The sequence below is a fragment of the Candidatus Enterococcus murrayae genome, from assembly GCF_017315985.1.
Lineage (GTDB): Bacteria > Bacillota > Bacilli > Lactobacillales > Enterococcaceae > Enterococcus_A > Enterococcus_A murrayae.
Window position 1 is genome coordinate 1 of the sequence record NZ_JAFLVR010000078.1, and the last position, 16,331, is coordinate 16,331.

The following is a 16,331-nucleotide window of genomic DNA, read 5'->3' on the forward strand; positions in this document are numbered from 1 at the left end:
TTTGTTATATGACGCTTACCTTCCTTGGGCAGCAAGCGTTCAAGAAAAGTGTAAATAATTGAAAAACGACTTTAGCCTGATTGTAGGATAACAATCGGGCTAAAGGTCGTCTAGGTACTCTGTGGTTCGGCGCTTACATTTATTCAATCCAATACAAATGATTATGACGTAAAACAGATGTGTGAAGTGTTGGAAGTACCACGTTCTAGCTATTACGATCAGCTAAAGAAAGCACCTTCCAAACGACAAACAGAAAATGAATGCCTTAACCGCTTGATTTCAGGGATTTACTTTGAAAACAGGGGGATCTATGGTGCGCCCAAAATTCATCAAATTCTTTTAGGCCGAGGTGAAACACTTTCTCTTAAACGAGTACAAAAATTAATGAGAGAAATGAATTTGTGTTCTATTACAGTCAAAAAATACAAACCAGGGAAGAACGTAAAAGGAAAAATAGAGAGCCGGAAAAACCTGTTAAATCAAGATTTTACCACTACGTCAATCAATCAAAAATGGGTAACTGATATCACGTATATTCATACGCTAAAAGACGGCTGGACATATCTTTCCACCATTCAAGACCTTCATTCAAAGAAAATCATCGGTTGGAAGTTTGGCAAGCAAATGACCAAAGAACTGGTCATTGAAACGCTGGATCATGCACTTTTAACCCACACGCCTTCAGAGAATCTGATTATCCACTCGGATCTTGGTTCGCAGTACACCAGTGATGCTTATGAAGCAAAGCTGAAAGAGCTGACTATCCAGCACTCATTCAGTCGTAAAGGCTGCCCTTATGACAACGCTGGAATTGAGTCGTTCCACGCCTCAATAAAAAAGGAAGAGGTTTATCCGTCAAAAACCTATGAAACGTTTGAAGCAGCCCGTATAGCAATTTTTCAGTATATTGAAGGATTTTACAATCGCAAACGCATTCACAGCAGTATCAATTATTTAACGCCAAATCAAATGGAGGAGTATGCATTACAGGCGTAGACCTTTGACAACCTACAACATTTTTTTGCGAGATTCGACAGGAAATTCACTTCATCTGTTCAATCAGATATCAAACCCAAACTGTTTGACATCTGATTGAACAGATGAGACACTCACCCGTCGGAATCTCGAAAAAAATCTCACAAATCGTGTATGAGGTATTGACTCAAATCCAGGTTGTAGATATTCCTGAGAAGGTGGGTAAGAGAAAAAGAATGCTCAAACAGATCAAGCCTATTCCAGTAAACAATAATTGTTTACTTAAAATATTTTGCTCATTACAAAAAGTAATACGATGATTTTTACCATTCCTGACTATCTCCATTTCAGATACACTTTCCACGATTAACCATTTTTCTACGGTACTGTTATCTTCGGGTTTTCGATTATCAATTGTAATGATTTTATCTCCATTTTTTAAATTCATCGTACTTGCTGTTCCGCCAGGCTGTACCTTTTTTATAACCCATTCATCTCCATTTTTCTTAACTCTAATACCCAAGTATGAGTGGTTCTTTATACTAAAAATGAAAAAGATTGAGATAAAAATGAACAGTATTAAAATGATTCCGTTGGCTTTCAGAAATAATCTATCTCTCATTTTACACCGCCTTTTCTCATAATAGAATATCATACTTTCAAAAAATACTCTTAGGTATTTTTCAGAAAAAGGTTCCCCTTACAAAAATTAGGAAGTGTTCTCAATCAAATTTGAATGATACTTATTATAGGATACTTCTTGTCACACATAGAAAAGGAACCTATGTTTGCGCACTCCATAAATTATGGTATATTATTATAAAAAGGAGTGACTTACCATTCCGTTGATTGACCTCCGAGTAGATGGTACCGGTCTGATATGTTAACAAAGAATATACCTAACTAAAGATTACTCATTCAAAAAAATCTTGATTATTTCCTCTTCAGTTATTTTTTCTATTGCAATCACTTTTGAATCATTATAGCAAACATGACATTTATACTCAGGATCAATTTGTATCTCTGAAAACTTTAAATCACTAAAAGAGATAACGTTTTCAAAGTAAAGCTTTATTTCTTCAGAGCACTCAAAACTTAACCTACTTAACTCATCATTCAACCCCTCACCTGTGTACTTTAGAAAACTTTCTTTTAAGGTCCAAATCGTATAAAAATATTTTTTTTGTGCGTACTTGTCCAATTCAAGTAATTTTTCTCTTTCATAATTAGATAGGACAAGCTCTGAAATTGATAAGTCAATGTCTAATATTTTTTCAATATCAATTCCGATTTCATTATCATCAATACCGCATATTACATAATCGTTTGAATGAGATATATTAAAATAAATTTGACGTCCCTTTACAAGGGTATATGGTTTTCCATTTGTATGATGCATGATGTGAATATCACAATTCGATACTCCAATATTTTTTTTTATTGCTAGCCTGACAAGAACTTCTCCAAATAAACTTAAGGAAGCATCATTAATACTTCTGAATTTTCTGATCTTCATAACTTTTTCTTTAGATACTATTCCTTCATATAAAGAAAGACTGTGGTGTATCTGATTTATATCCATATAATAAATTAAAATTTCTATCACCTTTACCATTATATAAATTTTTAAATAGGATCATAAAAGTTACTCTTTAGGAATTACAGTCAAGATGCCCTTTTTCAGTGCTGCAACAATTGCACCAATAGATGAGTCGACATCCAGTTTTCTGGTAATAACAAAGATATGCTGGCTAACTGTCCTGATACTTACATTCAAGATATCTGCAACTTCTTTTTGTCGATAACCTTCAGCAAGAAGTCTTAAAACCTCTATCTCTCTTTTAGTTAAAACATTTTCATCTTTTATTTCTTCTTTGAAAAGATACTTCCCTTCCATGACTAAGTTTAAGGAATCAGTCAACTCATCAATTGAAATATTCTTATTGAAAAAACCTCTTGCCCCAATTTTTTTAACTTGATTTCTAAACTCTAATAAATCGTATCCCGAAAGGAAGACAATTTTGGAATCTGGATTTTGTTGCATGATTTGTTCTCCGAGTAACAGTCCATTTCTTTTTCCAAGATGTATATCCAAAAGAATGATATCTATACTTGAAAGATCGTCTTTTTGGAGAACGTCATTAAAGTTTGTTCCGTCGCACACCAAAACTTCAACTTCAAACCTACCGTTTTTTTCTAACACTGCTTTTAAACTGTTCGCAAACAAGTCGTGATCATCTACAATTAATAGTTTCATTCTCTCACCTCAAAAATTAATTTGGAATCATTACTGTGATTGTTAAACCATCAGCATTTTCCAGATGGATATGTCCACCTAAAGATTTTACTTTGTCGTTTACACTGAATAACCCATTACTCTTTTTATGCAATGCTCTATACATTCTCTCACTATTTATACCTACTCCATCATCCATTACCACAATTTCTATGCCTAGCTTATCTTGGGTTATACTGACTGTACTCTGATTACCTTTGGAATGTTTAATCGAATTTACAAGCAGTTCCCTTACAATTCGATATATGGTAACTTTTTTTATCTCATCAACATAAAAATCGGCTTGTACATATAAATCTATATTGAAATTTTTATTTGACTCTAGTAATGAATTTTTCAATATTTCTAAATTCTCTTTCAATGGTAAGACAGTTATATTAACTGGAAACTTTTCAAAAATATGTTCTCTCAATTTTGATGTTAGCATTTCTGAATTATCTTGAATTGTTTTTTTAAGGTCGTCTTGATTTTCTATCAAACTCGCATAATTCTTAATCGCCAATACTGGTTGTAGAATTTCATCATGAACAAACTCGGCATATGTTTTATTTGATTGTTCAATATGCATATTTACCATATTTGATACAAATGCTCCGTACATAGTTTCAGGAACAATAAAATTCCCAGAATGCTCTGAGAGTATTCTGCTTGTTAATAGCTCAACAAGAATATCAATCATTAATACGAAACGTTCACTGTGAATAAAATCAATCTCTTTATCTGTATCAAGTAATAGTGTACCTAAATTGATTTTCCCTTTAACAATTGGGACAGAAACAATATTCTTTCCATCTACTTTATTTATTTCTGGAGTAGAGAGTGAACTAAAATCTTTATTGATCACAATTCCATCAATACTTCCGATTTTTATAAAGGATGAACCTTCTTTCCATAGCAACATAAAAGCATCAATATCATAATCTAATAACAAAATTTCTTGTAGATATTTATCAAGGAATCGGACAAAAGAATCAAAATTGATTTGTCTTTCAATCGATTCTTTACAGTAATTTGATTCGTTGATACTTTTATTAAAATCATCCAACCTTCTTTTTTGTATTAATGAAAAAGAAAATATATAAATCAAAATACTTACAAAAGCAACCAAACCTGCCAAATACGATTGATCATTTGTAAAACCAAATATAAATTTGGAGGTACCTGCAGTAAACAAGATTGTAAAACCTATCGTGAGTATTTGATAGTTGAAATCATATCGGTATTTAAAGTTTATATTGTGCTGCTTTATCAATACGTATGCAACACACAGTGGAAGAATAATAAATAGATAAAATGAATTTGGAAAAGTCATGTTTTCTTTTACGGGATCTGATTTTATTTTAATAATTGACGAAACTACAAAAGGTATTATTGATAGTAGAATACTCATAAAGAGAAACGAAATATGTAATTTTCTTATCGGTATCTGTACTCTCATATTGTTGATATAAACAATAAAACAAAACACAACGGATGTTAGCATTGTGCTGAAGTAAAGAAAAACATTATCGTAATTACTAAAGATAATCACTAAATTGAACAAACAGATCATTTGCAGACCAATGATCATCTGGTAAAACTCACCATTGTAGTTAGGATAGATGAAGTTCAGGAATAAATAAAAGATTATTAATGGAAAAACTGCAAAGGTCACTAGTGAAACTGTTGCTAAAAAAACTGATTTTACAGAATTGGTGAAGAAAAAGAGAGCAAGAATTACCATCAAACTGATAAAAACATTTATTATTCTAGTCTCATCTGCTTTAAAACTTGTTACTAAAGCAATACCAAGAAATACAAAACTGAATGCTATATTCTCATAGAAATTTTGATACACATTTAAGTCTCCAATCATTGATAGCACGATTGCTAAACCAACAATTGATGAAAGTATTAATACTTTCAATAAGTTTCTCATACTGATTCTTCGCATTACTGGTTTCTCCTCTATTTAACTCTAACGTTTAATACATCCTCAAATTCAATTCATTGATACTAAAATTACATATCATAATTCATTGGCATCAAGAGTTTAAAGGATGACGAGAACAAGGTTAAGTATCTTCCCGTCAGCCCTTAAAAGCGCTATATATTCATAAATAACTGGAAATTTTCATCGTTAATTATTCTATCATATGTTCCTCTTGCTTTAATTCTACCTTTTTCCAGAAATATTATTTCATCATATAAGCTTAAAATTTTTTCATCTAACTTATGAATAACTGAAATAATTGTCAAGTTCTTATTCATCATGAGATTATTTTCAACTTCCCAAGAGGTTTGAATATCTAATGAAGATGTTCCTTCATCCATCATAATAACTGAAGAATCTTGATATAGAGCTCTTGCAATGGCAATTCTTTGTCTTTGACCACCAGATATCTGATTGCCATGTTCTCCAACTAACGTATTAATACCATTCTTGAGAGATTCCACATAATCTATCAGTCCACTCGTTTTTAAGATAGCATTTAACTTATTATGATCTTCTTGCTTGTCCAACACAATATTCTCTTTTATCGAAGAATTGAATAGATAAATATCTTGATGTACATAGGAAATATTACTCAACAATGATTTTGATGATATTTCTCTGATTGGCACATCATCAATACTGATATTGCCATTATAATCCACTAATAAACCTGATATCAAATTGAGTAAGGTTGATTTTCCAGAACCACTTTTTCCAACTATTGCATATTTTTTATTCTTATTAAATTGAGCACTAAAGCTATCAATTACTTTACAGTTGTCATCATAAGAATACTCAACGTTCTCAAGTGAAATACTATTCTCAAATGGTACAACAAGATTTTTATCTTTTGATTCCTCTTTTCCAATTGAGGTAATATCATTTAAGTTCGATATGACATTCTTCATACCTAAGGCTTTCGGAATACTTTGAATTAACATCATTACTGGATTCAACATTGAACTGCTCAATTGAATCAAAGCAACTAAAGTCCCCATAGTAAACTTTCCTGTGATAACAAAATATGAGGACAATAGAACACTACACGTAATAGTAATTAGACCTAACACTTCTGATAGGCTTTCACTGATAGCAAAAATTTTTTTTGATTTCATGCTACTTCTAGCTAATTTCTGGTTCGTAGAATTAAATTTATTCTTAATGAAGTTATCTAATCGATAAGACCTAATGACTTCTAATCCATCAACAAAATCCTTCACATCTGCAGAGAACTTTCCACTTTGGCTAGAAAAATCCCTTTGTGTATTCTCAAGTTTTTTCGATAATATAGAAGGAACTAGTAGTGTTAATAAAAGAGCAAAAATCATAAAAGCAGTGATCAAGATACTAGTCTTTAAGAAAACAACTAAGGAGATTAAGAACATCGTCGCATTTTCAAAAATAATGAAAGTAGTCATTAAATAATTTTCTTCAATCTGTTGAATATCTGTAATCAAAAGAGAGTGGTACTTTCCCCTCCCAATATCTGATTCCCGATCATCAAGTCTTAGAATACCTGAAAAAATGTCTCTTCTCATTTCGATAATAATTTTATTAATCAGTAATTTGTTTAGATAGGAATAAATGAATTTACAAATTCCTAAAGCCAAAAAATAACTGAGTGCAATGAGAATAACTCTTGGAAACCTTTGAATTTCACCACTTGTAGCAAAATCAACAATCATTTGTAATAATAAAGCAATTCCAACTGAGGCAATGGAGGACAACGCTCCAAAAACTAGAGTAAAAAAAAGCAACAATTTATGATTTTTATAATAATCTTTCAATTTTTTCTCCTTCAATTAATCGGTAAGGGGAAATCATTTATTCCCCCCTATCGAAATATTCTTATAATAATTCTTGTGCTTTCATCAAGCCGATTTTTGAAGTCTTTTTCCCATTTTTAATCTTACGTGCAATTTCATTAATTGTCCTATTTTGAAAGAAATCAGCATATTCTAATTTTTTGTTATATTTACTATCTAACTGATGAATAATATTGGCAATTTTTAGTGAATGTCCACCAACATCAAAAAAGTCAATGTTACTTTGGATTTTTATACCCAAAGCTTCTTCAAAAATCTCAATTACTTCAGGTGTAATATCTTCCAAGCTTTCTTCGTTAATTGATAACACTGATTCATCGAAAGGTAAACTTGTCTCATCCATTTTTCCATTAATAGTTTTTGGAAAATTATCAATTCTGATATAATATTTTGGAATCATATAGTCAGGAAGCTCTTTACCAATTCTATTTTGGATATCTTTGTAGTCGAACTCCCTATCAGAAATGTAATATGCGATTAATAGAGATTGTTCATATAGCTCTTTCTGACATACATGCACTTGATCAATATCAAAGTTTGTTTTGATTGACTCTTCGATTTCACCAGGTTCAACCCTAAATCCTCTAATACTTAATTGTCGATCAATCCTGCCTTGGAAATAGATTTGTCCATTGGCATCAAAGTATCCTAAATCTCCTGTACGATACATCATTCCCTCTCCAAATGGATTTACTACAAAACGTTGTGTTGTCTCCGACGGATTATTAATATAGCCTTTTGACACGCCTTTTCCAGTGATGCAAATCTCCCCGTGCATACCTATTCCCGCTAAACTATTGCCATTTAATATATAAACTTGACTATTATTGAGTGGTTTTCCGATTGGAACACTAACGTTTTGACTGTCTAACTCAGTATAGGTGGCACAAACTGTAGCTTCAGTCGGTCCATAAGAATTGAATACTTTGGCATCTTTAATAAGATTGTTATAGTAGCTATTCTTTAGTAAATCTCCTCCACTGATAAAAGTTTTGATAGTTTCGAATCTGGTACTAGCTTTGTTCATTTCATTAAGCAATAGCGGTGAACAACTGATAAGATTTACACTATTCTTTGTGACATAAGTCGACAACTCAGATATATTTAGTAAGATACTTTTTTCTGCTATAACAACTGTTCCACCGTTTGCGAGTGCAGGAAAAAATTCTTCGACAAACGCATCAAACGAGATTGAAGCTTGTTGTAAAACGATACTATTCCTAGTTATTTCAACTTCTTTTTCAAAAGCTTCGATGTAAGAATAAAGATTTCGATATGAAACTTGAACCCCCTTAGGCAGACCGGTTGTTCCTGAAGTATAGATAATGTAAGCAATACTTTCAGAATCGGGAATGATATTAATTTCTGTGTAGCTGTAAATAATTTGATTGTTGACTAATAATTGTTTTGAACCATCAATATAATCAATTTCTTTATTTAGAATTACCTTTTTAGCCTCAGAATTGGAAACAATGTAACTGATTCTATCTTTAGGAAATGACCGATCAATTGGAATATAGGTTATTCCTAGATTCAAACAACTCAAAAGTGCAACTGCCATATCAATATTTCTTTCTAATAGAAGAGCTACTTTATCTCCAGTTTTAAGATTTTGAGATTGCAGATAAATCGAATACCTTTGAACTCTATCATATAAAAATTCATAAGAAACACTATCCTCACCACAAACAATAGCCCTCTTCTTTCCATCTTCTTTTGCTTGTTTTTTTAATATTTCGTTGAGTGAACTGTATTTATTTTCTTCATTAGTCGGGGTATTGAACTTGTGAAGTATGAGATTCTCTTCATCTAGAGACAAGTATTGTTGATCATGAACTTTCCTACTTGGATTACGTAGCACTTCTCTTAGTAAGCTTTCGAAACTTGCCAAAAATTTGCTGACGTCATTTTTCGAATATTGAAAACCATTATATATTATCTCTAATCCAAGACCTTCCTCAAAACTTAAAGTGATAGTCAAATCAAATTCTGTGCTTTCGTTGACATCAACAATGTTTAAAAAGGACCCTTTTTTTCCATTATTCATGTGATTATCTGAAATATAAAGGATATTAGTATTTAGTTTAAGATTTGCAGAACTTAGAATACTAGCAAGATTTAGATGACCATTTTCCTGTGCTAAAATAGATTTTCTCTGTGTATTTTCAATCAACTCAAGAAAAGTCTCATCCTCATTATTTACTCTACTAATAATAGTATTTATAAACATTCCCAGTGTTTTATCAAACTGAGGAACTTGTTCTCTCCCAGATATTACTTTAGCAAATAGAACATCATCGCTGTTTGTCCATTTTTGAAGTAAAATACCCAATACTGTTTCAAAGAAAGTGGATACAGTAATAGAGTGGTACTTAACAAACTGTTTCACATCCTGTTGAATTTGTTTACTGAATGTCCGTTTTTCCAGTTTTGATTGAAATTCTAATTTTTCAACTGATTTTCCACTAGTATTATTCAAATAGAAATCCTGGACTCCTCGAAAATCCTTTAACTCCTCAGACCAGTAGCGCTCTTCTAGCAGGGTATCAAATGTCGCTAATTCTTTTGCATAGATTTCAAATCTTGGTATATCATTGCTCTGAGTATTCTCACCACTATATTCTAATCCAATCTGATTCAAGAAAATTTCAAATGACCAACCATCAATCACAATATGATGCACTGTAATAAGTAGTAAGTCATTCCCGCTATCATTTTTAAATATTTTAATGCGAATAGGACTGTTGTGCTCTAAATCGAAATTCAGGTTTAAATCATCTTTTTTTGTCTGTTTAATCATTTGCTGTTTATTTTTTTCTGTAATATTGATGAGTTGCACAGGAACTTCATGATTTTTCAAGCACACAGTAACTGGGGTATTTATATTCTTATAGAAAATCCGAGTATTCAATGTTCCACTTTTTTGAACAATTGTATTGATTGACTTTACTAATTTATTCAGATCAACAGAAAAATCTAATTGAATTAAATTTTGCACCTTATAGGCGGCTGGATTTTTATCTTTCTCAATAGCAATAAGAATACCTTTTTGAGTAGGAGTGACGGGATAAATTGAATCAATCGTACTTTCCGTGCTGACAATTTCTCTCTCAATTCGTAAGAACTCATCATCACTCAAACTGTGATTTCCATAATCGGAAACAGTTTTTTCTTTTTTTCCTGCACCAATACAATGGTCTATCACTTCTATTAAACTATTGATAAACTCATTTCCAATTTTTTTAATAGGATAGTGATGATTTACTATTTGATCAACCTCAACTAATAAACAACCTTCTGAAATTTTACTGTTAATTGATATTACTGTTCCAAAATCATTTTCTTCTGAAATAGCAGATCCTGTATCTATATCTTCACTAATTTTTAAAGATTGATGACTAGATTCTTTTAATTCACCAAGATAGTTAAATGTGAACAATGGTTTTTTTGACCCAGTTGCTGAATAGTTCATCCCAGAATTGGGGACACGCCGAAGATATTCTTTTGTTTCTCGAATTTGCTTTCTAATATTTTTCTCGACCTTCAAGATTATTGGATAGGTCGTTGTAAACCATCCTACTGTTCGATCATTTTCCAATAAAGTTTTTTCATGTTGTCTGCCATGGCTTTCTAGCAACATTGAGAACTGTCTTTTTTTAAATACTTTCTCTAATGACATACCCAATGCACTCAGAAGGACATCGTTAATTTCTGTATGGTATGCACCGTTCACTTTTTTTTGTAGTTTTTCAGTATATTCTTTTGATAGTTTGAATTTGCATTTGGCAGGAACTTTTTCTTGATTATTCTCTGGATAGAAATCCTTTTCAATACTTTCATCTATTTTTTGCCAGTATTCTTTTTCTTTGTCTGAAATATTTGTTTTATATTGATCAACGGTTTCAACCCATTGGTTGAAAGCTACTGTTTTTTTTGGTAATTTTGCTTCTTTACCTCTTATTTTGTAATCATAAATCGTTCTAAAATCATCCATCAAAATCCTCAAAGAAACTCCATCTACAACCAAATGATGAAATAAAAAGAATATATAAGAGTATTTTTTCGTATGCAACAGACTTAATTTAATTAATTCGTTATTTTGCAGATTTAGAGTGTCATATAATTCTTTACACTTTTGGCTCACCCATTTTTCTTCTGATAAATTGGTTGGCATACTATTTTCAACTAGTTCAAAACAGTTTTCACTCTTATCTTTGGATCGAACAAAACCACTAGTCCCAGTAAATTTTGCTCTCAATTGGTCATGATATTTTACCAACTCATTCATCGATTCATCAACAATCGATCTATTCATTTGATGATCAGCCTTTAACAACAAAGCCATTGCGAAGCGGTCTGGTCTAGTCAATTTTGCATTAAAAAAAGCTTTTTGCATCTGTCCTAAAGGAACTGTACCTTCATCAATTTGTTCATAGATTCCTAAATTTTTCATTGGTTTTACCTTAAGACTAATATTACTAATTGTCCGCTCCTGCATGATTTCTCGCACCGATATATCAAATCCAGCTTCGCGAATTTTAGAGACCACTCGAATAGCCTTTATGGAATCTCCACCTAGTTCAAAGAAACTATCTTCGATGCTTGGATTTTTAACTCCCAAAATCTCTTCAAAAACTTTGGTTATTCTTTTTTCGGTTCTAGTCTTTGCTAGGCTATACTCTTCATTACTTTTTTTCTCCGGTTTGGGCAAAGCTTTCTTATCAATTTTTCCACTACTGCTACGTGGGAATTCTAGAAGTCTTACGATTCTTGATGGAACCATGTAATGTGGAAGAACCTCTGATAAAGAAGACAGTATCTGTTCCTCATCAAATTGATCACTCCCTAGTACATAACCACATAGATAAGATCCAGAAATCTCCTCAATTACTTTTACTTGGGCATCCTGAATTTCGTTGCGCTTGCGTAAATGATTTTCGATCTCCTCAATTTCAATCCGATATCCTCTCAATTTGACTTGATCATCAGAGCGCCCCAAGTATTGTATCTGTCCATCTTCTAACCAACAAGCTAAATCTCCTGTACGATACATCCGTTCCCCAGTTAACGGATTTTTAACAAAACTTTTCTCAGTTAAGTCTGGTCTATTAAGATATCCTCTTGCAACGCCAATACCAGAGATACACAATTCTCCAGCAACACCAATGCCACATTCTGTTTCTTCTTGAAAGATATCAATACGAACATCTTTGATAGGTTTTCCAATTGAAACTGTTTTACCATTCCAGTTCTCAAAACCACTGGAAGTAGCACAAACTGTTGCTTCAGTTGGCCCATAGTTATTGTGAAATCTATCCAGCTTACTTCCAGGAATTGAGCAATAAGTTTTTAAAAGTTCCCTGTCCAAAGCCTCACCGGCAACATAAATTCGATCAAAGCTATTTAACTTTTCTAACTGATTTGTCGATTTTGCATATTCCATAACCGCACGAAACATTGAAGGAACCATAGTAATTTGTTTTCCTGACCAACGTTCTAGCAATTGCTGTGGATCTTTTATTGCTTCTTCAGAAAGAATCTCTAAAGTGTTACCAAATAAACCACATGAAAAAATTTCAGGGACAGAACCGTCAAAAATATAATTGAAGTTTTGTAAAACAACCGTTTCAGATGTGTATTTCCCATAGTTATAGAGCCAATTTGCTAAATTTACAACTCCTTCATGCTCAATCATGACTCCCTTTGGTGTCCCTGTAGTTCCTGATGTATAAATCACATAAGCTAGGTCATTGGGTTTGGTATCTCTCTCAGGAGAAACTGAACTTACCGTCTGATAATCGGTTAAATCAATTGTTTTAATGGATTCAAATTTTGCTCTATCACTTTTCAAATTTGTTAAAATGACTTTTGTGTTACTATCATCTAAAATAAATGAAATTCTTTCTTTTGGGTGTGATGGATCGAGTGGGAGATAAGCTGCACCTGCTTTTAAGATTCCATAAATAGCAACAATCATATCAATTGAGCGATCCATCATAATAGCTACAGTTTGATTTTTTTTAACACCAAAATCTTGTAATGTCTTACCCAAAGCATTGCATCGATTATTTAACTCTTCATAATTAATCGAAATGTCTTCAAACTTTACTGCTATCTTTTTCGGATTTTCTTTTACAGCTTTTTCGAACTCATCAATAATACAACTTTTATCTTCTATAGTATTATTCATTGAAAAATTGGCATTCATATCAACTGTATCCGAAATAAAAGCTGAAGTTTTACTCTGCGAAACTTTCAAAATATTTTTCGAAAATGAGATAAAGTCTTGCATAATTCTTCTACAAAAAGCCCTACTGAAAATCTCCTTATCATATAACAAAGTCAACTCAACAAATTTATCAATAGTAATCCTCATTGATAGCGAATGAGCTGGTAGTTCTGTTGTATTAATTAATTCAAGTCCCTTTTTCTGTATTGATGATCCCAATCTCATATTTTGAACAGATATAGAATACTTAACTGAGTTTGCTCCGTTCGGAAGCAAATTACATATATTACTAAATGGATAACTATCGTACTTAGTATGGTTCAAACTATCTTTATTAAATGCAATTAACTCATCACAAATAGTTAAACTACCGTGCTTAGTAATCCTTAAAGGGATCGTATTAATTGTTAACCCAATGAGCTTGTCAATTCCAGCTATTGGAACATTCCTGCCAGACACTATAGAACCAAAAACTAAATCTGAAGAATTCGTATAGTATTGCAAAACTTTACCGAAGGTATATGTGTAAAAACTTGAAACACTTACTCCTAGTTTTGAACAGAAATTCCTGATATTCTCGGCTTCTTTGTCAGAAAGTTTTTCGCAGATTGTAAAATTTTCGTCCGACTCCTCATTTTGATAAGAATAATCTGTTACTTCTTTTGTTTCAGAGTACCCTTTTAAGTACTCTTCCCAGTAGTCTTTTTCTAAAGACCAATCGTGATTCTTTTGATAACTTAAATAATTCGAATATGCAGACAAATTATGGTTATCCTTAATTGACCCACCTGAACATAATCGGTCTAAGTAATCTTTGATAAGTACAAAGCTCCAACCATCCAAAAGAATATGATGAAAAGTAATAATCAGTTTTTTTTCATCAAGAGTTTTTACAAGTTTAAAGCGTATTAATGGGCCTCTATCAAGAACAAACCCTTTGCTGAATTCTGATTTCTTTATTTCTTCAATTTTCGACGATTCTTCAATCTGTATTACTTCTAAATTAATCTCATTTTCCTGTGACAGTACTAATTTAGGATTTGTGTTTGACTTGTAATCAACAATCCCCTTTAGAATCATAAATTTTTCAACTAGTATATTTACAGCATTGCGCAGTTGACTTGTCGTAATAGTTGATGAAACTCTCAACTCTGATTGAACGGAATAATCCGATTTATTTTCGCTATTTAAGTAAGAAAATAGCATTTGGTTTTGCATATCATTTAGTTCAAACTCTCTAGCCCCAATCCCAGATAGTGAAATATCTTTTGGTTCGTCATTATCATTATCTTTACATTTTCTTGATAGACTGATAATTGACTCCGAAGTTAATACATCAGCAGTTGAAACATGGAGACCTTTAGAGGTTAAAAATGATACAACTTTAATAGCACTTATGGAATCGCCGCCTAGATCAAGGAAGTTCTCATCCATACTTGGCTTTTGAACCCCTAAAACCGCTTCTAATGCTTGAACAACTATTTTATCTACTTCATTTTTCGCAGATTTATAGCTTCTTTTAACTTGTTTCACCGGTTTTGGAAAAGCTTTCTTATCAATTTTCCCACTACTACTTCGTGGAAATTCTGAAAGTCTCAGAATATGTTGAGGTATCATATAATTAGGAAGAACTTCTTTTAGTATTGTTAAAGTTTTCTCTTCATCAAAGTCTTCACTACCTAAGATATATCCGCATAGGTATGGACCAGAAGCTTCATCAATAAGTTTTACTTGTGCGTCAAGAATTTCTGCTTGTTTTCGTAATTGATTCTCAATTTCTTCAATTTCAATCCTATAACCTCTTAATTTGACTTGATCATCTACACGTCCTAGATATTGAATTTGACCATTATCTAACCAACAGGCTAAATCACCTGTTCTGTACATCCGTTCGCCTGTCAACGGATTATTAACGAAACTTTTTTTGGTTAGATCTGGCCGATTCAAATATCCTCTTGCTACACCAACACCTGAAATACACAGTTCGCCTACTTTTCCAACTTCACATGCTGATTCATCTTCAAAAATATCAATACGTACGTTATCTATAGGTTTACCAATAGTGACTACATCACCATTCCAATCTTCAAAACTCATGGAGGTAGCACAAACAGTTGCTTCGGTTGGTCCATAATTATTATGAAAATTGCTCAATTTACTTCCAGGCATTGATCGATATGTGTCCAGAAGTTCCTTATCCAAAGCCTCTCCTGCAACATAAATTCGATCAAAACTATTAAATCGTTCTAACTGGTTAGTTGCTTTAGCATATTCCAATACTGCACGAAACATTGATGGAACCAGTGTAATTTGTTTCCTTGCCCAACTATTTAACAACTGTTGTGGATCCTTTGTTGCTGCTTCTGATAAAATTTCCAAAGTATTACCTAATAAGCCGCAAGAAAAAAATTCTGGCACAGAACCGTCAAAGATAAAATTGAAATTTTGAAGTACGATAGTTTCTGGTGTATATTTACCATAGGAATAAAGCCATTTTGCAAGACTTAATACTCCTTTATGTTCAATCATGACACCTTTTGGTTTTCCAGTTGTACCTGATGTGTAAATTACATAAGCCAAGTCATTCGCACCAGCATTTCGTACTGGAGCTACTTCTTTTCCATCTTGGTAATCGTTAATTAGAAGAGTTTTTACAGATTTTGTTTCCATTTTATCTCGTTCTTGATCTGATAAAACAATAGCTGTACTACTATCGTTTAAAATAAACTCAATTCGTTCTCTAGGATGCAAAGGATCCAGTGGAAGATATGCTGCACCCGCTTTTAAAATTCCGTAAATTGCAACTATCATATTAATTGAGCGCTCCATCATAATCCCAACTGTTTGATTTTTCTTAACTCCAGCTTCCTGGAGTGTTTGACCTATAGTATTACATCGTTCATTCAAATCCTTGAAAGTTATCGATTGATCCTCATATTTTACTGCTATTTTATCAGGATGTTTCTGTGCTACATCTTCAAAATAATCAAGTATTGTTGAATTCTCAATTTTACTGTCAAATAATCCCAT

Annotated in this window: 7 protein-coding genes; 1 reads left to right on the top strand and 6 read right to left on the bottom strand. The window is 32.3% G+C overall.

Annotation, left to right across the window (positions count from 1 at the left end):
* The first annotated feature begins 141 nt into the window (after nucleotides 1-141).
* Complete coding sequence (locus JZO85_RS21785; RefSeq protein WP_347401820.1) at nucleotides 142-996, top strand: IS3 family transposase; 855 nt, start codon at nucleotides 142-144, stop codon at nucleotides 994-996.
* Between the two features lie 166 nt (nucleotides 997-1,162).
* On the opposite strand, the gene JZO85_RS21790 is transcribed toward JZO85_RS21785, so the two are convergent.
* The 6 genes from JZO85_RS21790 to JZO85_RS21815 form a co-directional block, all read right to left on the bottom strand.
* A complete protein-coding gene (locus JZO85_RS21790; RefSeq protein WP_207110630.1) occupies nucleotides 1,163-1,597 on the bottom strand; it encodes a PDZ domain-containing protein in 435 nt (144 codons plus the stop codon).
* A gap of 288 nt (nucleotides 1,598-1,885) precedes the next feature.
* Nucleotides 1,886-2,581, bottom strand: coding sequence for a 4'-phosphopantetheinyl transferase superfamily protein (locus JZO85_RS21795; RefSeq protein WP_207110631.1), 696 nt, complete (start codon nucleotides 2,579-2,581; stop codon nucleotides 1,886-1,888).
* Nucleotides 2,582-2,620: 39 nt separating this feature from the next.
* A complete protein-coding gene (locus JZO85_RS21800) occupies nucleotides 2,621-3,232 on the bottom strand; it encodes a response regulator transcription factor (RefSeq protein ID WP_207110632.1) in 612 nt (203 codons plus the stop codon).
* A gap of 16 nt (nucleotides 3,233-3,248) precedes the next feature.
* Entirely contained in the window at nucleotides 3,249-5,204 is a 1,956-nt protein-coding gene (locus JZO85_RS21805; protein WP_207110633.1) for a sensor histidine kinase, read from the bottom strand.
* Between the two features lie 152 nt (nucleotides 5,205-5,356).
* Entirely contained in the window at nucleotides 5,357-7,033 is a 1,677-nt protein-coding gene (locus tag JZO85_RS21810) for an ABC transporter ATP-binding protein (protein WP_207110634.1), read from the bottom strand.
* 61 nt (nucleotides 7,034-7,094) lie between these two features.
* Nucleotides 7,095-16,331 (bottom strand): non-ribosomal peptide synthetase, encoded by a 9,237-nt coding sequence (locus JZO85_RS21815; protein WP_207110635.1) that lies wholly within the window; start codon nucleotides 16,329-16,331, stop codon nucleotides 7,095-7,097.

Coding starts and splice junctions, on each gene's coding strand:
- JZO85_RS21790 (WP_207110630.1), bottom strand. CDS start 1,597: ATGAGAGATAGATTATTTCTGAAAGCCAACGGAATCATTTTAATACTG.
- JZO85_RS21800 (WP_207110632.1), bottom strand. CDS start 3,232: ATGAAACTATTAATTGTAGATGATCACGACTTGTTTGCGAACAGTTTA.
- JZO85_RS21805 (WP_207110633.1), bottom strand. CDS start 5,204: ATGCGAAGAATCAGTATGAGAAACTTATTGAAAGTATTAATACTTTCA.
- JZO85_RS21815 (WP_207110635.1), bottom strand. CDS start 16,331: ATGGGATTATTTGACAGTAAAATTGAGAATTCAACAATACTTGATTAT.